At 67.7% G+C, this 19293-nt stretch carries 19 protein-coding genes; 4 read left to right on the forward strand and 15 right to left on the reverse strand.

The annotated features are described in order from the left end of the window. Positions 1 to 60: 60 nt before the first annotated feature. Positions 61 to 978: a LysR family transcriptional regulator gene (locus tag AB0M24_RS17130; protein ID WP_363767747.1), complete on the reverse strand. Its 918-nt coding sequence runs from the start codon at positions 976 to 978 to the stop codon at positions 61 to 63. A 1-nt stretch (position 979) separates the two neighbouring features. Continuing rightward, entirely contained in the window at positions 980 to 1957 is a 978-nt protein-coding gene (locus tag AB0M24_RS17135; RefSeq protein WP_363767750.1) for a 2-dehydropantoate 2-reductase, read from the reverse strand. Positions 1958 to 2067: 110 nt separating this feature from the next. Between AB0M24_RS17135 and AB0M24_RS17140 the strand changes: the two genes are divergently transcribed. Then, positions 2068 to 2781: a GntR family transcriptional regulator gene (locus tag AB0M24_RS17140; RefSeq protein ID WP_363767753.1), complete on the forward strand. Its 714-nt coding sequence runs from the start codon at positions 2068 to 2070 to the stop codon at positions 2779 to 2781. A 261-nt stretch (positions 2782 to 3042) separates the two neighbouring features. Further along, the gene (locus AB0M24_RS17145; RefSeq protein WP_363767756.1) at positions 3043 to 3228 is read left to right on the forward strand and encodes a hypothetical protein; all 186 of its coding nucleotides are present in this window, start codon (positions 3043 to 3045) and stop codon (positions 3226 to 3228) included. Here AB0M24_RS17145 and AB0M24_RS17150 read toward each other — a convergent pair. From AB0M24_RS17150 to AB0M24_RS17175, 6 genes are all read right to left on the reverse strand, one after another. After that, on the reverse strand, positions 3219 to 4235 hold the full coding sequence (locus AB0M24_RS17150; RefSeq protein WP_363767759.1) for a TerC family protein: 1017 nt from the start codon (positions 4233 to 4235) through the stop codon (positions 3219 to 3221). The two genes, AB0M24_RS17145 and AB0M24_RS17150, sit on opposite strands and share 10 nt — an antisense overlap. A gap of 28 nt (positions 4236 to 4263) precedes the next feature. Beyond that, positions 4264 to 4686, reverse strand: a complete 423-nt coding sequence (locus AB0M24_RS17155) for a hypothetical protein (RefSeq protein WP_363767762.1) — start codon at positions 4684 to 4686, stop codon at positions 4264 to 4266. Between the two features lie 3 nt (positions 4687 to 4689). Then, positions 4690 to 6183 (reverse strand): Nramp family divalent metal transporter, encoded by a 1494-nt coding sequence (locus AB0M24_RS17160; protein WP_363767765.1) that lies wholly within the window; start codon positions 6181 to 6183, stop codon positions 4690 to 4692. Between the two features lie 118 nt (positions 6184 to 6301). Further along, positions 6302 to 8452: an acetate--CoA ligase family protein gene (locus tag AB0M24_RS17165; RefSeq protein ID WP_363767768.1), complete on the reverse strand. Its 2151-nt coding sequence runs from the start codon at positions 8450 to 8452 to the stop codon at positions 6302 to 6304. A gap of 22 nt (positions 8453 to 8474) precedes the next feature. Further along, the gene (frc, locus tag AB0M24_RS17170) at positions 8475 to 9704 is read right to left on the reverse strand and encodes a formyl-CoA transferase (protein ID WP_363767771.1); all 1230 of its coding nucleotides are present in this window, start codon (positions 9702 to 9704) and stop codon (positions 8475 to 8477) included. A gap of 10 nt (positions 9705 to 9714) precedes the next feature. Continuing rightward, positions 9715 to 11400 (reverse strand): thiamine pyrophosphate-binding protein, encoded by a 1686-nt coding sequence (locus AB0M24_RS17175; protein ID WP_363767774.1) that lies wholly within the window; start codon positions 11398 to 11400, stop codon positions 9715 to 9717. Positions 11401 to 11526: 126 nt separating this feature from the next. Between AB0M24_RS17175 and sucC the strand changes: the two genes are divergently transcribed. Then, complete coding sequence (gene sucC, locus AB0M24_RS17180) at positions 11527 to 12633, forward strand: ADP-forming succinate--CoA ligase subunit beta (protein WP_363767777.1); 1107 nt, start codon at positions 11527 to 11529, stop codon at positions 12631 to 12633. Further along, entirely contained in the window at positions 12633 to 13511 is an 879-nt protein-coding gene (gene sucD / locus AB0M24_RS17185; protein ID WP_363767780.1) for a succinate--CoA ligase subunit alpha, read from the forward strand. Before sucC ends, sucD begins: the two co-directional genes overlap by 1 nt. Here the strand turns inward: sucD and AB0M24_RS17190 are convergent, their stop codons facing one another. From AB0M24_RS17190 to AB0M24_RS17220, 7 genes are all read right to left on the reverse strand, one after another. After that, a complete protein-coding gene (locus AB0M24_RS17190; RefSeq protein WP_363767783.1) occupies positions 13512 to 14333 on the reverse strand; it encodes a hypothetical protein in 822 nt (273 codons plus the stop codon). Next, the gene (locus AB0M24_RS17195; protein WP_363767786.1) at positions 14330 to 14632 is read right to left on the reverse strand and encodes a type VII secretion target; all 303 of its coding nucleotides are present in this window, start codon (positions 14630 to 14632) and stop codon (positions 14330 to 14332) included. The genes AB0M24_RS17190 and AB0M24_RS17195 overlap by 4 nt, the downstream gene beginning before the upstream one ends. Continuing rightward, the gene (locus AB0M24_RS17200) at positions 14629 to 14973 is read right to left on the reverse strand and encodes a YbaB/EbfC family nucleoid-associated protein (RefSeq protein ID WP_363767789.1); all 345 of its coding nucleotides are present in this window, start codon (positions 14971 to 14973) and stop codon (positions 14629 to 14631) included. Before AB0M24_RS17200 ends, AB0M24_RS17195 begins: the two co-directional genes overlap by 4 nt. Before the next feature lie 13 nt (positions 14974 to 14986). Further along, on the reverse strand, positions 14987 to 15604 hold the full coding sequence (locus tag AB0M24_RS17205; RefSeq protein ID WP_363767792.1) for an ESX secretion-associated protein EspG: 618 nt from the start codon (positions 15602 to 15604) through the stop codon (positions 14987 to 14989). Beyond that, positions 15601 to 15900, reverse strand: coding sequence for a hypothetical protein (locus tag AB0M24_RS17210; protein ID WP_363767795.1), 300 nt, complete (start codon positions 15898 to 15900; stop codon positions 15601 to 15603). The genes AB0M24_RS17205 and AB0M24_RS17210 overlap by 4 nt, the downstream gene beginning before the upstream one ends. Continuing rightward, positions 15897 to 17120 carry a hypothetical protein gene (locus AB0M24_RS17215; protein ID WP_363767798.1) on the reverse strand — a complete coding sequence of 408 codons (1224 nt, stop codon included), beginning with the start codon at positions 17118 to 17120 and terminating at the stop codon, positions 15897 to 15899. The genes AB0M24_RS17210 and AB0M24_RS17215 overlap by 4 nt, the downstream gene beginning before the upstream one ends. 74 nt (positions 17121 to 17194) lie before the next feature. Further along, positions 17195 to 19279 (reverse strand): helix-turn-helix domain-containing protein, encoded by a 2085-nt coding sequence (locus tag AB0M24_RS17220; RefSeq protein WP_363767801.1) that lies wholly within the window; start codon positions 19277 to 19279, stop codon positions 17195 to 17197. Positions 19280 to 19293 lie beyond the last annotated feature (14 nt).

Consider the following 19293-nt stretch of genomic DNA (forward strand, 5'->3'; position numbering starts at 1 on the left):
GCTGCGTGGCTGGTTGCCCCGTGCCACAGCCCGCGACCAGGTCAGCGACAAACCTCGAAGTCACAGTTCGCGCCGGTCGAGATGCTTGTGCAGCAACCGATCCAACTCGCCGCGCAGGTCCAGCCCGCGCGTCAGCCCGAGCATCGCCCGCGCGAGCATGGAGACCTGCTCACCGACGACCAGTCCGATCTGCGGCACCCGCTGGGGATCCTCGATCCGCACCACGCGCATGCCCTCGGGCGTGCCGAACATCTGCAACCACGCGTGCGCGATGACCGAAGACCACTTCCGGGTCGCCACGTGCGCGTACAGCGTCGCCACGGTGTCGGCCTCGATCACCGGCACCGGCTGCACCCCGGCGTCGGCGAAGATCCCGTCCAGGATCCGGCGGTTCCGCATCTTCGAGGTGAGCAGGCACAACGGCAGCGCCGCCACGTCCGCCCAGCGCGCGACCGGGCGCGAAGCGATCTCCTCGTCGGCGGGCGTCAGCAGCACGTAACGTTCCTCGTACAACGGCATCGCGCGCACTGAACTGTCCACATAGGTCATCGCGATGTCGAGCTCGAACTCGTCGAGCCGGCGCACGATCTCCCGCGACGACAAGGATTCCAGCGTGATCCGCACGTGTGGGTAACGCTCGCAGAACGGCGTGGTCAGCATCGGAGCCGCGGGCAACGCGGTCGGAATCGCGCCGATCCGCAGGATTCCCGACAGCGACTCGCGCATGCGTGACAGGTCCTGCTGCAGTGCATCGCGGTCCGCGAGCATGCGATGCGCCCACAGCAGGACCCGTTCCCCCTCTGGCGTCAGCGACTCGAACCGGCGGCCGCGGGACACGATCGGCACCCCGAGCTCGCGTTCGAGCTTGCTGATCGCCGCCGACAACGACGGCTGGGACACGTGACAGGCCTCCGCGGCCCGCGCGAAGTGGCGTTCACGGGCGAGTGCCACCAGGTATTCCAGCTGTCGCAGCAGCAACTCAGGACACCAGCGACGTGCGCGACAGCAGGTCGATGGCCGCGTACACGTGCCGCAACGTCGGCGCGGGCACGCGGGTCAGCGAGGCGATCTCCACCACGGCGGCGATGATCGCGTCGATCTCCAGTCGTTTGCCGGCTTCCAGGTCCTGCAGCATCGACGTCTTGTGGTGCCCGACCCGACGGGCGCCGTCGATGCGCTTGTCGATCGAGATCTGCGGGTCGCAGCCGGCGGCACGGGCGATGGTCAGGGTCTCCGCCATCATCTGCGCCACGAGGTCGCGGCTGTCCGAGTGGTCGCAGATCTCCACCATCGTCGCGCGGGTCAGGGCGCTCAACGGGTTGAACGCCACGTTGCCCATCAGCTTGATCCAGATGTCCTCGCGGACGTCCTTCTCCACCGGGCACTTCAGGCCGCCCGCGATCATCGCCTCGCTCAACGCCACACAACGGGACGAGATCGACTTGTCGGGCTCCCCGATCGAGAACCGCGTGCCCTCCAGGTGACGGATCACCCCCGGCGACTCGATCTCGGTCGAGCAGTAGACGACGCAGCCGATCGCCCGTTCCATCGGCAGCACCGCGGACACCGAGCCGCCGGGGTCGACGGCCTCGATCCGCTGTCCCTCCAGAGGATGGCCGGTCATGCCGTGGAAGTACCACCACGGAATCCCGTTCTGCGCCGCGATGACGGCGGTCGAGTCACCCATCAACGGTGCCAGCAGATCGCCTGACGACGCGTACGAGTACGCCTTCAGACCGAGGAAGACGTAGTCCACCTCGCCGACTTCCTCCGGTGAGGACGTCGCATGTGGACGCGCGGTGAAATCACCACGAGGACTCAGCACCCGCACGCCGTGCTCCTGCATCGCGGCGAGATGGGCTCCACGCGCGATCAGGTGGACCTCCACGCCCGCACGATGCAACGCCGCACCGACATAGGCACCGATCGCCCCGGCTCCGAGAACAGCGATCTTCATGTCACGCCCCGCCCATTGATCAGGTACGCATGATTGCATACAGTATACGGACAACATGACCAAAGCTCTAGAAGTGCTTTTTGCATACCAAAAGCTGTATTCTGTCTGGCATGACCTCTTTGCCCAGTGGCCGCCGAGCCGGCAAGGGCTCACTCAGCGCCGCAGCGAGCCGCCGGGTCGAACGACCCGCGCCGTTGCGCCAGGCCGTCTACGACGCCCTGCTCGAGCTCATCATCAACCGCACCCTCGCCCCCGGCCAGCACCTGGTCGAGGCCGAGCTCGCCGAGTACCTGGGCGTGAGCCGCCAGCCCGTGCGCGAGGCCCTGCAGCGCCTCCAGACCGACGGCTGGGTCGACCTGCGCCCCGCCCAGGGCGCCTTCGTGCACACCCCGACCGAGGATGAGGCCGACCAGCTGCTCGCCGTGCGCAGCGTCCTCGAGACCTACTCCGCCAAGCTCGCCGCCGAGCACGCCACCTCGTCCGACGTGAAGCTGCTCAAGAGCCTGCAGAAGAAGGGCGAGGAAGCGCTGGTCACGGCCAACGTCGAACGCCTGGTCAAGGCGAACGCCGACCTGCACGCGGCCATCGCGGCGATCGGCCGCAACAAGGTCCTGTCCGAGATGATCGGCCTGGTCGACCGCCGGGTCCGCTGGTACTACACGCCGATCGCCCGTCCGCGCAGTGGCGACTCCTGGAAGGAGCACGCCGAGCTCGTCGCCGCCATCGCCGATGGTGACGTAGAGCGAGCGGGTGAAGTCATGCACCGCCATGCGGAGCAGACCCGGATCACGTACCACGACAGGAAGACGACCGAGGGTAACTAGGCGATTACTCTCAGATCACCCGAAATCGGTCATTTGGTGCCACACGGGTGATCCGCGACACGATGGACGTCGATTGCATACAAAACGCAGTATGCTGAATGTCAGCGAGGGTGGAGTCGACGAAGACCCACATGAGGTAGCCACGCAGTGGGTATCCAGTGGCGAAGACCCCAGCCGCAACCTCGCCGATCCCGTGTGACAGTGCCTGATGGGCTGCTGCACGCCTCGGGAACGACCATCGACCGGGAGAGTAGGAAAACCATGTCTCGCTTGAAGAACTTCGCGCGCTCTCTCTCCGAGCCGCGCGCCGGATTCTCCGCCGACGGCCGCGCGCTCGGCCTCGGACTGTCCACCGCGCTCAACGAGCAGCGCAAGGACGCCGAGGCCGTCGCGGCCGTGGCCCAGACGCTCCGAAAGGACGCCGAAGGCCACACGATTCACGGCTGAGAGTCCCGAACGGGAGCGTCGTCGCTCCTTTGGGCACTCTCGGCACCCTCCACGGCGGACTGGGCGGCCCGCTTGGAGGTGTGCAGGCTCCACACCGTGGTGACGGCGAGCGTCACCAGGATCACCCCGAGAGACACCACGATCGGGATCTCCGGAGCCCACGAAACACCGTGGTGGTGCATCGCCTCGAAGATGAGCTTGAGCCCGATGAACGCGAGCACCACCGCAAGGCCCTTGCTCAGGTGCACCAGCCGATCGAGAAGGCCGCCCACCAGGAAGAACAGCTGGCGCAGGCCCATCAACGCGAACGCGTTGGCGGTCAGCACCAGATAAGGCTCCTTGGTGAGCCCGAAGATGGCCGGGATCGAGTCCACCGCGAACAGCAGATCCGTGGTGCCGACCGCGACCATGACGATCAGCATCGGCGTCACCACCCGACGGCCGTCGATGCGCGTCGTCAACGCCGCACCGTGGTAGGTCGTCGTGGCCGGCACGACCTTCTTCACCGCGCGCAACGCGGCGTTCTCGGAGAACTCGGCCTCCTCGGTTTCCTCCTGGCGCAGCAACTTCCACGCCGTCCAGATGAGGAAGGCGCCGAAGAGGTAGAACAGCCAGTCGAACCGTGCGATCGCCTGCGCGCCCAGTGCGATGAACACGGCCCGCAGCAACAAGGCCAGGACGATGCCGACGATGAGCACCTTCTGCCGGTACTCGCGCGGCACCGCGAACCTGGCCATGATGAGCACGAACACGAACAGGTTGTCGACGCTCAGCGAGTACTCGGTGATCCAGCCGGCGAAGAACTCACCGCCATGACCGGGTCCGGCGAACAACGTCACGCCGAGTCCGAACAGGACGGCCAGGCCGACGTAGAACACGACCCAGTACAGCGACTCGCGGAACGACGGTTCGTGCGGTTTTCGTGCCACCAGGTAGAAGTCGAACGCGATCACGGCGGCGATCCCGCCCATGGTCGCGATCCACACCCAGACAGGAAGATCCAGCATCCTCAGGCTCCTTCGGCGGAAGGGAAGGTCAGCGGGCGGCGGCAGCGGAACGCATTCGCAAGCGCATTGCGATGCGTTCGTGCAGCCAGAGGAAACCGATGGCCCAGCCGAGGCTCACGATCCCTTGGTAGGCGAGGAAACCGGCCAGGTCCGAGGGCAGTCGGACCTGGCCGGTGAGCACCAGGCTCACGACGGTCTCGTGGATCAGTCGCGCCAACGGGAACGCGACCAGCCAGTACAGCGCCACGGGAGCGAACCGCCCCGCGGGAAGCTTGCCGGCAGCCACCAGCAAGCCGAAACCACCACCGAACGCGCCCAGCGGCAGTCCTAAAGCGACCATCGTGACGAGAGCCCACCCGAGCGGCTGGCCGACGAGCGCGGCCAGCCCTCCCGCGATGAGCCCGGCAGCGAGTCCGACAAAAGCACCGGGAATTCCTTCGCGGATCTGCATTCGTCAGCCCACCACTACGCCGAACTTGAAGAGGCTGAAGAGCAGCATGCCCAGGTAGAACACCGCGCCGAAGCCGATGATCAGATTCGTGATCAGCTTGGGCCGGATGGGTTTGGGCAGCATCCGGTTGTTCACCAGCAGCAGCACCACGCAGTAGGCGCCCATGGCGAACGTCGACAGGAACGCGAGCACGTCGAGAATCGCTCCCGGTCCGTCGGCCGGTCCGAACAGCAGGATCAGGATGCCGAACGTGATGACACCCCACAGGAAACCCGCGTAGATGTGCGACATCCGGAACCTCTTCGCGCCGGGCACGAAGTGGTACGTCATGTCCGCCTGGCCGCGCGAGAACGAGTCGAACAGGCCCAGTGTCGCGTTCAGGCCGATCAACGCGATGAACCCGAGGAACACCGCACCCAGTACCGGTCCGCCTGCTGACGCGAAGGCGTCCGACATGGCGTTGAGTGCTGCCTCACGCTCACCGGACTCGATCAGCGCCTTCACGTCCGGCGAGGTCCGCGAAGCCGACTGCGCGAGAACCGTGAAAGAAACCGTGACGAGCATCGTGATGCCCCAGAACAACAGCAGGGCGTCGAAGGTGACCCAGCGCCGCCAGCCCTTCCACTTGGCCAGCTCCGCCTTGTCGTCGGTGTCGAACATGTAGCCGCGGGAAGGCATCTGCTCTTCCTCACCCGCGTGCCGCAACCCTCGCAGCTTCGGGATGTGCGCGCCCATGCCGGCGCCGCTGTCGCGCAGGTGCAGCGTGTACCACATCTGCTGCATGCCGGACGGGCCGGCGAACGCGATCGAGCCGACGATGATCGGGAACCACTCCGGCGACATGGCCTGCGCCGGGAAGTACCCGAACTGGAACATGCCGGTGATCGTGCTGGTCAGGTCGCCCCACGTGCCGACCATCGCCGCCACCACGGCCGTGCTGACGACGAGCAGTCCGATGAGGATGGACAGCAGGTTCTCGAGCAGGTTGTAGATGACCTTGGCCAGGCTGAAGAGCACCCCGACGAGAATCAGGCCCACACAGGCCGACACCGTCCAGGGTATGCCCGTGATCCGTTCCAGGGCCGCCGCCCCGGCCGAGAGATGACCTGGCCAGATGTAGACGAGTATGGCTACGACGAAGAAGAACCACATGATCGGTTTGAACACGCGTGCGGCGCCGAAGAAGATGCTCTCCCCCGTCGCCATCGCGTACCTCGCCATCTCGAGCATGACGACTGCCTGCAGCGTCACGCCGATCAGGAAGAGCCACCTGATGTCCGGTCCGAAGACCAGCACCAGGCGCGGCCACATGTAGGACTCGCCCATGCCCACGCCAAGGGCCACCAGGAAAACAGTGGGACCCAGCAGGTGAATCGACGGTGGTGCGTCGGGCAGTTTCCTGATGGGCATCGCTTCCAGCCGTCCCGCGGGCCAGAAGCGCTCCTTCTCAGGTGGCGAACTGACTTCCGTGCGGGCGACCAGATTTGGATCATCCACGGTTAACAACCTCCAGAGGACCGGCTGTCTTCGTTGACCTCCCTGGCGGGTTCGCGACCGTGGGCGTGTCACGGTCGCGGACGGGCCATCTCTCCCTTGCTACACAGAAAACCCAGCGCTACCCAAGCAGCCCAGCGGCGCGTGCCCACCGGTATTTGGCGCCCAGTACCGCGACAGGTTTCTCCGTTGTGTACGGATACGCAACCACTCCGTTCCGATACAGGTACTCGCTGGCCTCCTCCACCTGCACGTCACCCGCGAGCGACGCGACGACGGGCTTGTGGATGCCGTTCGCCCGGTACTCCTCCACGACGTCGACCACGAGCTTCGCGAACACCATCGGTGGTGTGACGATGGTGTGCCAGTAGCCCAGGATCAGCGAGTGGATGCGCTCGTCGGCAAGGCCGAGCGCGATCGTGTTCCGGTACGTCGAGGGCGGTTCCCCGCCGGTGATGTCGACCGGGTTGCCCGCCGCGCCGAACGGCGGGATGAACTTCCGGAACGCCGCGTCCAAATCGTCCGGAATGGTCATCAGCGACAACCCGTTGTCCACACAGGCGTCCGAGAGCAGCACGCCCGAGCCGCCCGCGCCCGTGATGATGACGACGTTCTCGCCCTTCGGCGTGGCCAGCAGCGGAATGCCGCGCGCGTACTCCAGCAGGTCGTTCAGGCCGGGTGCGCGGATCACGCCGCTCTGCTTGAGGATGTCGTCGTAGACCCTGTCGTTGCCCGCGAGTGCGCCGGTGTGCGAGCTCGCGGCCTTGGCGCCCTGGTCGGTGCGGCCGGCCTTCAGGACGACGACCGGTTTCTTTTCCGAGACTCGTTTCGCCGTTTCCGCGAAGGAACGACCGTCCTTCAGGTCTTCCAGGTGCATCGCGACGAGCTGGGTGTTCGGGTCCTGCTCGAAGAACGTCAGCAGGTCGTCCTCGTCGATGTCGGCCTTGTTGCCCACGCCGACGATCGCGCTGACGCCCATGCCCGCGGACCGGCTGAACCCGAGGATCGCCATGCCGATGCCGCCGCTCTGCGACGACAGCGCGACGCCGCCCTTGACGTCGTACGGCGTGCAGAAGGTGGCCGACAGGTTCTCCGGCGTGTAGTAGTAGCCGTAGATGTTCGGGCCGAGGATGCGCACGCCGTGCTTGCGCGCGATCTCCACGATCTCGTTCTGCAGCTCGATGTTGCCCGTCTCGCCGAAGCCGGACGGGATCATGATCGCGCCGGCGACACCCTTCTTGCCGACCTCTTCCAACGCCGCGGGCACGAACTTGGCCGGGATCGCGAACACCGCGACGTCGACGTCTCCTGGAACGTCGGCGATGCTGGCGAAGGCTTTCCTGTCCAGGACTTCGTCGGCTTTGGGGTTGATCGGGTAGATCTCGCCGCCGAACCCGCCGTTGACGAGGTTCTTCATCACCGAGTTGCCGATCTTGCCCTCTTCGTTCGAGGCACCGATCACGGCGACGGCGGCGGGCTTCATGATGCGGTTCATCGCGGTGAGGATCTCGTCCTGCGTGAACCGGTGCGGCTCCTTCGCGGCGTTCTCGTCCACGAGGATCCGCACGTCGACCGCGGTGGCTCCGGAAGGCGTCGCCAGCACGGGGTTGAGGTCGACCTCGGCCAGTTGCGGGAAGTCCGTCACCAGGTCCGACACGCGGTGGATCAGGTCGGCGATCTTGTGCGCGTCGACGCCCTTCGCGCCGCGGACTCCGCGCAGGATCTCGGCGGCCGCGATGCCGTTGACCATCGACAGCGCTTCGGAGTTGCTGGTCGGTGCCAACCGGAACGTGACGTCCTTGAGCACCTCCACCAGGATGCCGCCGAGACCGAACGCGACGATCTTGCCGAACGTCTCGTCCGTCACCGCGCCCACGATGACCTCGTGGACCTCGTTGCCGGTCGGCAGCTGCTGCTGGACCTGGACGCCGGTGATGTCCGCGTCCGCCTTGTAGTTCTTGGCGTTGTGGATGATCGTGCGGTAGCCCTCGGCGACCTCGGCCGCGTTCTTGAGACCCACCAGGACGCCGCCGGCCTCGGTCTTGTGCAGGATGTCCGGTGAGACGATCTTCAGCACGACCGGGTAGCCGATCTCCTCGGCGAACGCGACGGCGCCCTCGGACGACTTCGCCAGCGCCTCGGCCGGGGTCGCGATCCCGTAGGCGTCGCAGACCCGCTTGCCCTCCGGCGCGGTGAGGGACGACCGCCCCTCCGCCCGCACCTTCGCGAGTACGTTCTCGACCGCGGCGCGGTCGTAGCCGTTGTCCGGCATGAGAATTCTTCTCCCTAAGGGATTAGATGACGCCTGCGGTGCGAAGTTCGGCCAGGCGGTCGGCGCTGTAGCCCAGCGCGCCGAGCACCTCGTCGTTGTGCTCACCGAGCAGCGGCGGGCGCTGCACCGAAACGTCGGAGTCGGAGAGCTTGAGCGGGTTGCCGACGGTCTTGAACGAGCCGCGCTCGGGGTGCTCGACCTCGACGACGGTGCCGAGCTCGGCCAGCGTCTCGTCCTCGATGATCTCCTTTGTGGACAGAATGGGTCCGCACGGGATGTTGTGGGCGTTGAGCTTGTCCATCACCTCCCACTTGGTGTGCTTCTCCGTCCACTCCTCGATCAGCGCGAACGCCTTGTCCAGCTTGGAAAGCCGGACCTCGGGCGTGGCCCAGGCCGGGTCCTCGGCGAGCTCCGGCCGGCCGATCAGCTCGGTGAGCGGCGCCCACCCGACCGGCTGGATGATCACGTAGATGTAGTCGTTGGGGCCGCCGGGGGCACAGCGCACCGCCCAGCCGGGCTGGCCACCACCGGATGCGTTGCCGGAGCGGGGCACCTCGTCCCCGAACTGCTCGTTCGGGTACTCCCCCAGCGGCCCGTGGGTGAGCCGCTGCTGGTCGCGCAGCTTCACCCGGCACAAGTTGAGCACGGCGTCCTGCATCGCTACCTGGACGCGTTGCCCACGACCCGTGTTCGTGCGTTGGTACAGCGCGGCGAGGATGCCCGCCACGAGGTGGATGCCGGTGCCCGAGTCGCCGATCTGGGCGCCGGTGGCGAGCGGAGGGCCTTCCTCGAACCCGGTCGTGCTCATCGAGCCGCCCATGGCCTGCGCGATCACCTCGTACGCCTTGAAGTCGGCGTAACGGCCGGGACCGAAGCCCTTGATGGACGCGTAGATCAGCGCGGGGTTGAGCTCCTGCAGCTTCTCCCACGGGTAGCCGAACCGTTCGACGACACCGGGTCCGAAGTTCTCGACCAGGATGTCGACGTCCGCGATGAGCTTCTCGAAGACCTCCTTGCCCTCCGGAGACTTCATGTTGAGCGTGATGCTCCGCTTGTTGCAGTTGAGCATCGTGAAGTAGAGAGAGTCCACTTTGGGCAGATCGCGCAGCTGGCCGCGGGTGATGTCGCCCTTGCCGGGCGTCTCCAGCTTGATGACGTCCGCGCCCAGCCAGGCGAGCAGCTGGGTCGACGACGGTCCGGACTGCACGTGCGTCATGTCGAGGACTTTGACGCCCTCCAGGGCCTGTGCCATCTCAGCTCACCTACTTGTACATCGTCTGGTTCATGGTTCCCGGCGCGTACACGTCGGGGTCGATCCACACGTTGATCAGCGACGGCTTGCCGGACTCGCGGGCGCGCTGCAGGGCGGGGCCGATGTCCTTGGGGTCGCGCACTTCCTCGCCGTAGCCGCCGAGCATCTTGGCGAACTGGTCGTACTTCACGTCTCCCAGCGTGTTGCCGACGCGCTCGCGCTCGAGGCCGTACTTCGCGGCCTGGCCGTAGCGGATCTGGTTCATCGACGAGTTGTTGCCGACGATGCCGACGAACGGCAGGTTGTAACGGACGAGCGTCTCGAAGTCCCAGCCGGTGAGGCTGAACGCGCCGTCGCCGAACAGGGCCACGACCTCCTTGTCCGGGCGCGCGAGCTTGGCCGCGAGCACGAACGGGATGCCGACGCCGAGCGTCCCGAGTGGACCGGGGTCCATCCAGTGGCCGGGCGACTTCGGCTGCACGACCTGACCGGAGAACGTGACGACGTCGCCGCCGTCGCCGATGTAGATGGAGTCCTCGGTGAGGAAGTCGTTGATCTCGCTCACCAGCCGGTAGGGGTGGATCGGCATGTCGTCGGACCGCAGGTGCTCGGCGCGCTTCTGCCGGGACTGCTCCTCGACCGCCTGCAGCTCCTCCAGCCACACCTTGCGGCCCATCGCGCCGTTGTCCTCGCGACCGGACGCGGCCTGCGTGACGGCCGAGAGCACGAGGTCCGCGTCGCCGACGATGCCGAGGTCGACGTCGCGGTTCTTGCCGACGGTGCGGTAGTCGAGGTCGATCTGCACGACCGTCGCGTTCGGCGAAAGCCTGCGGCCGTACCCCATCCGGAAGTCGAACGGGGTGCCGACGATGACGATCACGTCGGCGTTGTCGAAGGCGTAGCGGCGCGACAGCTGGAAGTGGTGCGGGTCGCCGGGCGGCAGGGTGCCGCGACCCGCGCCGTTCATGTAGGCGGGGATGTTCAGGGTGCGGACGAGCTCGATCGCGCTGTCCGTGGCCCTCGTGGTCCACACCTGGCTGCCCAGCAGGATCGCGGGTTTCTTGGCGTGCACCAACAGGTCCGCGAGCTTCTCGACGTCCGCCGGGTCGCCGAGGCTGCGCGTGGAGGCGCGGTAGTGGCCGGCCTGCGGGATGCGGGCCTGGGAGACGGGAACCCTGGCGTCGAGAACGTCGCGCGGGATCTCCAGGAACGACGGGCCGGGCGCGCCGGCGTTGGCCTCGCGGAACGCCATCGACACCATGTCCGCGATGCGGGCGGTGTGCGGGACGTTCGCGGCGAACTTGGTGATCGGCGTCATCATGTCGACGTGCGGGAGGTCCTGCAGTGAGCCCATCTTGTGCTGGCTCAGCGCACCCTGGCCGCCGATCAGCAGCATCGGGCTCTCCGCGCGGAAGGCGTTGGCGACGCCCGTGACGGCGTCGGTGGTGCCCGGCCCCGCGGTCACCACGGCGCATCCGGGCTTGCCGGTGATGCGTGCGTAGCCGTCCGCTGCGTGCGCGGCTACCTGCTCGTGACGGACATCGACGACGGCGATGCCCTCGTCCACGCAGCCGTCGTAGATGTCGATGATGTGTCCACCGCACAGCGTGAAGATGGTGTCGACACCCTCGGCCTTCAGCGCTTTGGCGACCAGGTGGCCACCGGAAATCGACTCCGGCTCCGCGGAACTCGTCATCGGCGATCAGCTCCCCTGAGGCTCTCAACTGTAGATTGCATACCGTATGAGGTAGGCATATCGTTACTCCGCTACCAACCGGATGTCCATAGATGGCCGCAAGTTTTCGGCGAGAGGACGTAGACGGTGGATCTTTTCGAACATGAGGCGCGGGACCTCTTCGAGCGCCACGGAGTGCCCGTTCCGCGCGGTCTCGTGGCGGACACTCCTGAGTCCGCGCGCGAGGCGGCCGCTTCCATCGGTGGGACCGTGGTCGTGAAGGCTCAGGTCAAGACCGGCGGGCGCGGCAAGGCGGGCGGCATCAAGCTCGCTTCGTCGCCCGACGAAGCTTTTGCCGCTGCCGAGGCCATCCTGGGGATGGACATCAAGGGCCACACCGTGCACAAGGTGCTGGTGACCGAGGCGAGCGAGATCGCCGAGGAGTACTACCTCTCGTTCCTGCTCGACCGTGCCAACAGGACGTTCATCGCGATGGCGTCGGCGACCGGCGGCATGGAGATCGAGGAGATGGCGGACTCGATCACTCGAATGCCAGCTTCGGCTTTTGACGCAGCTGCGGTGTTCTCACCGGAAATCGCCGCACAGGTGAACGAGATCGCTTCCGCTTTGTGGAAGGTCTTCGTGTCCGAGGACGCGACATTAGTCGAGGTGAACCCGTTGGCGCTCACCAAATCCGGACAGATCCTCGCACTCGACGGCAAGGTGACGCTGGACGACAACGCGTCGTTCCGGCACTCCCGCACCGATTCAGGCGCGGAGGGTGACCCGCTGGAGGTGCGGGCGGCCGAGAAGGGGCTCAACTACGTCAAGCTCGACGGCACGGTCGGTGTCATCGGCAACGGCGCGGGTCTCGTCATGTCCACATTGGACGTCGTGGCACTGGCCGGAGCCGCGCCCGCGAACTTCCTCGACATCGGCGGCGGCGCCTCGGCGCAGGTGATGGCCGACGGGCTCGACGTGATCCTCTCGGACCCGTCGGTGCGCAGCGTGTTCGTGAACGTGTTCGGCGGCATCACCGCGTGCGACGCGGTGGCCAACGGAATCGTGCAAGCACTCGGGCTGCTGGGCGACCGCGCCGACAAGCCGCTGGTCGTGCGGCTCGACGGCAACAACGCCGAAGCAGGCCACCGCATCCTCGACGAAGCACGACACCCGCTGATCACCGTGGCGCACACGATGGACGACGCGGCCGGTCGTGCCGCCGCGCTCGCCGGTGCAGGTAAGGAGTCCTGATGGCCATCTTCCTCGACGAGAACAGCCGCGTGGTCGTGCAGGGCATGACCGGGTCGGAGGGGTCCAAGCACACCCGTCGCATGCTCGCCGCGGGCACGCAGGTCGTGGGTGGTGTGAACGCGCGCAAGGCCGGAACGTCCGTTGCGTTCGACGATGTCAGCCTGCCGGTGTTCGGCACGGTCGCCGAGGCGATTGAGGAGACCGGCGCGAACGTGTCGGTGCTCTTCGTGCCGCCCGCGTTCACCGGCGACGCGGTGATCGAGGCCGTCGACGCGGGCATCGGCCTGGCCGTGGTGATCACCGAGGGCGTACCGGTGCACGACACGGCCAAGTTCTGGGCTCACGCGCAAGGGAAATCCACGCGGATCATCGGGCCCAACTGTCCAGGCATCATCAGTCCCGGCAAGTCGAACGCGGGCATCATCCCCGCCGACATCACCAAACCGGGCTCGATCGGACTGGTGTCGAAGTCGGGAACCCTGACGTACCAACTGATGCACGAGCTGAAGGACTTCGGGTTCACCACGTGCGTCGGCATCGGCGGCGACCCGATCGTCGGCACCACGCACATCGATGCCATCGCGGCGTTCGAGGCGGATCCGGAGACCGAGCTGATCGTGATGATCGGCGAGATCGGCGGAGACGCGGAGGAACGGGCCGCGGAGTTCGTGCGGGACAACGTGTCCAAACCCGTCGTGGGTTATGTCGCCGGCTTCACCGCGCCCGAGGGCAAGACGATGGGGCACGCGGGCGCCATCGTCTCGGGGTCCTCGGGCACGGCGGAGGCCAAGAAGCTGGCCATGGAGTCGGTCGGGATCAAGGTCGGCAAGACGCCGTCCGAGACCGCGGCTCTGGCGCGGGCGATCCTGACGTCGTGACTACTGGCTCGGCGACGCTGCCGACAGCGTCGCCGAGCCGGTCCGCGATGCCGTCGGGAGCTTCGCGGAGCCGCTGCCCTGAGCCTGCTCCCCGATCACCGACATCGCCTGCTTGACCACCTTCAACACCGCTTGGGCGCCTTCGACGAGCTTGATCAGGTTCTCGCCGCTGGCCAGCAGTTCACCGAGCTTGGCGGCGATCTGCGTGCCGCACTCGACGGCGATCTGCACGCACTGCGGGATGGCCGCGGCGACGCTGGCCCCGAACGTCGCCGCGGCCGCCGCGATCGCCTGGGTCATGATCGGCACGATCTTGCCGACCGCCTCGGTGATCAACCTGGTCACCTCGGCGACGACCTGCGCGACCACCTGACCCGCCTTGATCAGCGCACTCGCGTTGGTCAGGGCGGTCTCGGCGACGGACATCACGCCGTCGACGAGCTGCTTGCCGGTCTTGGCGTAGTCCTGCGCGCTCTGGCCTTCCCAGCCGCTGGTCTCGCTCTTCGCCTTGCTCTCGTAGTCGCTCGCGAGACCCGTGGCCGCCTTGCCCGCCTTCTCGAACTCTGCAGCGCCCTGCTGCACGCCGTCCGGGTTGCCCTTGAGCTGGTTCAGCGGCTCGTCCAGGAACGAGACCATCGGCGTGAGGAAGCCGACGCCCGCGCTGTCCAAGGCCTGCAACGGTTTCCCGTTCGAGCCCAGTTCGCTGATGTCCGCTTTCGGAGTGCTCGCGAGGTCCTGGGTCAGCCATTGGTCGCCGGCGATGGCGTTCGTGGTGGTGCGGAGCTCGTTGAGCAGTGCGGTGATCGTGCCTGTGTCCGTCATCGGCCGGCTCCGACCACCGCTGCCGCGTTGTCGTCGTCCGTGCGCTGGTAGAGATCTGCCGTGTTGCGCATTCCCTCACTCACTTTGTCCATTGTGGACGCGATGTGCGTGAAGGCGTCGAGAGTCTCGTTCATCGCGCTGCCAAGCCCTGCGGTGAGGAACTGGGCGAACGAGCCGAGCGAGTCCTGGCCGAGCTGGTCCGGCAGTCCCGTTCCCGTGGAGGACAACTGGTCCGCGTATCCGGCGAGCGTCGCGGCGTGCCGGCGCAGCTGCTCGTGATCGGTCTGGAACGCCGTCATCGCACGGCCTCCGGCAGGTGCTTCGTGATCTGGTGCAGGGCGTCGCTCTCGCCGAGGTAGTCCGCCATCACCTCGGTCATCCGCGCGCTCGCCAGTCGTTGCGCTTCCCTCGCGGTGCTGACGATCAGCATCGCGAGCGTGTCGACGTCGAGCTTGCGCGCCGCCGGCGTCAGCGCGACGTCGCCGAGCACACCACCCGCGTTGACGCTCACCGTCACCTCACCGCGTGGCGAGGTCGCGCTGGCACCGACCTCGGCCAGGCTGGCGCTGGCGGACCTCGCGCTGTAAGCCACTCGTTCCAGGCGTTCCTGGTAGTCCGCCAGCCACTGTGCTGGATCCACTTCTCCCCCTCTTCTAGGCTCGGGCGGTTGCCGCGAGCTCACCGATCGCACGGACCAGGTCGTTGTGGCGCATGGGATTCACGCTGACCCAGCCGTTTCCGCTGACGTCGACCCTGACCCGCCCTTTCGGACCGTCCAACCAGGACACTTCCTGCCGTTGCCCGCCCTTGATCACGCCTGCCTGCCCCTGTCCGGTGATCTCCAGGTCGAGGACCGCGTCGGGTGGCAGGGTGATCGGCATGATCTGGGCGGGTTTGAGCTGCGGGACCAACTGCGCGAGCTCGTCGGCCAACGTCTCCGCCTCGACCTGCGTCGCGCGGACCGTGCTTTCGTGTTGTGTGCAGATGAGTGCGTCGTTGCCGTAGACCATTGCCACCGCGCCGGTTCCCGGGATCACGAGGTCGACCACGGCCGTGTGCTCCTGCAGCGCGGTGACGAGCTCCTCGGCCATGCCGGTCGGTCCGTGCGGCTCAGCCAGTCCACGCGCCTGGAGCCCGTGGCCCGCCTCGGCGAGGAGGTCAGCGCGTTCGCTCGCACGGGTGCCGAACGACGGCACCCGGAGCGGGAACGGCCAGCGCACCCCGGCGTGGGTGGCGAGCAGGTCCATCTCGACCAGGTCGAAGGCGATCATCGGACCGCCCTGCGCGCCTGGTCGTCGGTCTCGGTGTAGGTGGTCCTGATCTGGGCGAGCATCTCCTGGAACGCCCGCACCTCGCGTTCGGCGGCGCTGACCTCGTTCTTCAGGCCCTCGCCGGCGCCTTTGAGCCGCTTCGACAGATCCTGGGCGGGCGGCGCGGTACCGAGCAACGGCTGACGTTCGGCCAACCTGCTCGCGGTCGCCACCAGCTCGCCCGTGAGCTCGGCCAGCCGGGTCAGGGTCTTGACGCGGTCCTGCAGGCCGTCCGGCGCGACCTCGTAGCCGTTCACTGCTCCTCCCCGATGACGGCGGGCGACACGCGGTCGTCCACCACGAACAGGCCGTGGTCGAGCGTGGGCATCTGGTTCTCGTGCTCCTGGTCGTCGTCCTTGCGCGCACCCGCACCTGCCGGCGCCATGCCCGCGCCCTGTGCGGCAGTGCGTCCTTCGCTGAGGGGCGAGCCTGACGTGAGTGGCCCGATGGTGTGGCCGGTCATCACGCCAGCGCGCATGCCGGGGGTGAGCTGGCTGACCTGGGGTGTCGCTCCGATCACCGGGCCGCGAGCCGCCGGTACTGCGCCTCGGCCGGATCCGCCTCCTCCGCCGACGAGTTGCCGCCACGGCACACCGCCCGAGCTGGGTGTTCTGATCGGCGGCGGCGCTGCGGCCACGGTTGCGGGCGCGGGTGCGGTCTGAGGGATGGTGCCGCGGGCGTTGTCGATGAGGCGGCCGCTGCCGTTGAGGTTCGACTCGTAGGTCTGCATTGCTCGGACCGCGTCGGCCTTCTGCTGGTCGGCGGAGGCGGCGCCGAAGTAGAAGTAGAAGCCGGACGTGGCGCCCGCCGGCATCGTCGGAGCGCTGGGCAAGGTCATGGGCGCCGGAGCGCTGGGCAGTGTGAAGGGCGTGTTCGCGAACGGCGCGGGCGCGCTCGGCAGGCTGAACGGCGCGGCACCGGCCGGCAGCGTGAACGGGGTGCCTGTGCCGGTTGGTGCCCCGATCGGCGTGGCACCAGCCGGCGTTCCGAACGGCGCGCCAGGCCCGGCCGGCGGTGCGAACGGCGTGCCTGGCCCAGTCGGCGCCCCGAACGGCACCGCACCGGCTGGCGGTGCGAACGGCGTGCCGGGCCCACTCGGCGCAGCACCCGTCGGTGAGCCTGCGAAGGCAGGCGTCGTGGTCCCTGCCGGCGGTGGCGGCATCGCCACCCGCGCCTGCGCCAACGCGTCCGCGGCGTCCTGCGCCGCCTTCTCCCCCGCCGCCGAGAACTCGCTGATCTTCTCGATCCGCTCGGCCAGCCTGGCGAGCCGAGCCCCCGCCTCCTCAGCGGCCGCCCCGTGCCAGCCGTCGAGCAGCGCGGCCCGTTGCTCCTTCAGCACGGCGGCGTGCGTGTCCAGTGCCTCGCGATGACGCGTCCACTCGTCGGCGAGCGTGCTCACGTCCGCGACGTCGGCGTCCTGCCACAGCATCCGATGCAGCTCTTCATGGCTGTACGCCTCCCAGTTGATCGCGTCCACGTCGAGAACGATCACAGCCGGGCCAAACGATGGACCAGGCCAGGCGACCGGCCACTTATGGCCGGTCGCTCTGATCAGCGCAAACGCGCGAAGTATTCCTGGAGTCTCGCGTGCCGGAATTGGTAGACGGCCCCCGCCCGCCGCAGCACGCCACGCCGGTACGCGTCGTCGAGGAACGCCGACAACCGCCACGGCAACCGTCCGGTCAGCGGCAGCCACACGCGCGCGAACACCACCCACTGCCCCCACGCGGTCAGGCTCAGCACGTACGCCAGCCCGCCCCCGATGCCGCAGACGAGCCCGAGCGCCAACGCCGTCGTCGGACTCCACGCGACCTCGAACCGCAGCGCCGTCAGCCCGCCCGCCACGATTCCGGTGGCGGCTGCGACGAACGCCGCGAACACCGGCACGAACAACGTCACCAGGCTGAGCACGTGCCGCCGGTTCGCCTCGATCAGGTCGTCCGGGCTGCCGGCCGAGCGGACGTCGAGCGGTGCCTCCATCGCCGAGACGAGCCCGAACACCAGCCCGGCGCCTAGCGCGAACACCAGCCCGAAGACGCAGACGTCGACGAGCACGCCCGCTGTCATCTCATATCCGGGCATGACCAGCCAGAACGCCGCCGCCCGCACCGCCCCGTACGCGGCCCCGATCGCCGCGCCGAAGGCCAGTCCGAGCCGTGCCCGCGACCACACGTTCGCGCCGATGCGGCCTCTCAGCCTGATCCGCGTCCGCACGGGTTCGAGGGGTGCGCTCCTCGTGACGTACCAGTTGGCCAGTCCGAAGAAGAGACCTGTGACCAGCCCGATCATCGTCGCGAACAACAACCCTCGGACCGTGAGCGCTCCTATGAGGATCGTCTCGACCACGAAGTCCGCGAGCCCGACCGCTGTCCCGACACCGAGCCCGCTGACCGTCGCGGAAGTCCCGAACTGCCACCACGCGATGTTGTGCGTGCCCAGCCGCGTCAGATGATCGGCGAGATAGCCGAGCCACGGCTGCACACGCTCTGCATACGACCCGTATACAGCTGGTACGAAGCTCCCGAGCAGGTGCCGTTCGATCTCGTCGGCGTCGTGAAACGCCAACAGCGAGACGGGGTCGTGGTCCGGCGTATCGCTGTAGATGCGCCGCGCGAGAGCGACCATCAACGGCGTGGTCAACACGTCAGCCAACGGACCGCCGGCGCGCACCGAGTCGAGCACGGGCGTCCACACGTTCTTGCGCGTGGTCCGCGGCAGGTAATCGGCCAGATCTGAGGCCGTCAGATCGCGAAGCACCACCGCAGCAGCAGACGTCAACACGTCCGTGCCCTCAACCGCGTCGCGGTATTCGTCTACACGGCTCGTGAGCAGCAACGGCAGAGTGGTGGTGTTCAACGCGTTGAGCGCCGGCCGGTGCAGCCCGGCCGCGATCTCGTCGAACCCGTCCAGCACCGGCAAGATCCGCTGCGCGTCGACCAGCGCCGCCGCCAACGTCCCACCGCTCGGCCCGGGCGCATCGAGGAACGGGTGGTCGAGGATCAGCTGCGCAGCCATCCAGTCGCGCAGCCCCAGCAGTTCCGGATTCCACGACCCGAGCCCGAAGATCACCGGCACCGGCCCGTCGTCCGCGAGGTCCAGCACGAACCGCGTGGTGAGCACCGTCTTGCCGGAGCCGGCGCGTCCCAGCACCACCAACCGCTGCGACCCGACCCTGCGGTACACCTCGACGACCTGGTCGAGGCTGCCCGACAACGGCACCTCGCCGCCGATGTTGAGCCAGCTGTCCTGCAGTTCGGACGAAGCCGGATCCCACCGCACCGGCAACGGCACGGGGTCGTGGATCTGCCGCTGCTCCTCCTCGCGCCGCCATCGCGCCGAGACAGCCGCCTTCAACGTCGCAGCGGCCTCAGCCAGCGGGTCGAACCGCACCGGCTCAGCCAAAGCAACAACAGGCTCGTCCCGTCCGGCAGCGGCGAACAACGACGCTCGCTCGGCCCCGGTCAGCTCCAGCGCGTCGGCCAGCGACCGCACGGTGCCCATCCGCGGATCGGTCCGCTCGCCGGTCTCGAGCCCTCGAACAGTGCGAATGCCCACGGCAGCGCGCTGGGCGAGCGCTTCCTGGCTCAATCCCGCCCGCTGCCGCCACTGACGCAGCAGCACGCCGAACTCGCCCACCACACCCCCTTGGT

Origin of the sequence: Lentzea sp. NPDC051838 (assembly GCF_040681245.1) — a bacterium.
Classification (GTDB): domain Bacteria; phylum Actinomycetota; class Actinomycetes; order Mycobacteriales; family Pseudonocardiaceae; genus Lentzea.

Bases quoted from the DNA above. Each gene is read 5' to 3' on its own strand.
- AB0M24_RS17135 (WP_363767750.1), bottom strand. From the start codon at position 1,957: ATGAAGATCGCTGTTCTCGGAGCCGGGGCGATCGGTGCCTATGTCGGT.
- AB0M24_RS17140 (WP_363767753.1), top strand. From the start codon at position 2,068: ATGACCTCTTTGCCCAGTGGCCGCCGAGCCGGCAAGGGCTCACTCAGC.
- AB0M24_RS17145 (WP_363767756.1), top strand. From the start codon at position 3,043: ATGTCTCGCTTGAAGAACTTCGCGCGCTCTCTCTCCGAGCCGCGCGCC.
- AB0M24_RS17150 (WP_363767759.1), bottom strand. From the start codon at position 4,235: ATGCTGGATCTTCCTGTCTGGGTGTGGATCGCGACCATGGGCGGGATC.
- AB0M24_RS17155 (WP_363767762.1), bottom strand. From the start codon at position 4,686: ATGCAGATCCGCGAAGGAATTCCCGGTGCTTTTGTCGGACTCGCTGCC.
- AB0M24_RS17165 (WP_363767768.1), bottom strand. From the start codon at position 8,452: ATGCCGGACAACGGCTACGACCGCGCCGCGGTCGAGAACGTACTCGCG.
- frc (WP_363767771.1), bottom strand. From the start codon at position 9,704: ATGGCACAGGCCCTGGAGGGCGTCAAAGTCCTCGACATGACGCACGTG.
- AB0M24_RS17175 (WP_363767774.1), bottom strand. From the start codon at position 11,400: ATGACGAGTTCCGCGGAGCCGGAGTCGATTTCCGGTGGCCACCTGGTC.
- sucD (WP_363767780.1), top strand. From the start codon at position 12,633: ATGGCCATCTTCCTCGACGAGAACAGCCGCGTGGTCGTGCAGGGCATG.
- AB0M24_RS17190 (WP_363767783.1), bottom strand. From the start codon at position 14,333: ATGACGGACACAGGCACGATCACCGCACTGCTCAACGAGCTCCGCACC.
- AB0M24_RS17195 (WP_363767786.1), bottom strand. From the start codon at position 14,632: ATGACGGCGTTCCAGACCGATCACGAGCAGCTGCGCCGGCACGCCGCG.
- AB0M24_RS17205 (WP_363767792.1), bottom strand. From the start codon at position 15,604: ATGATCGCCTTCGACCTGGTCGAGATGGACCTGCTCGCCACCCACGCC.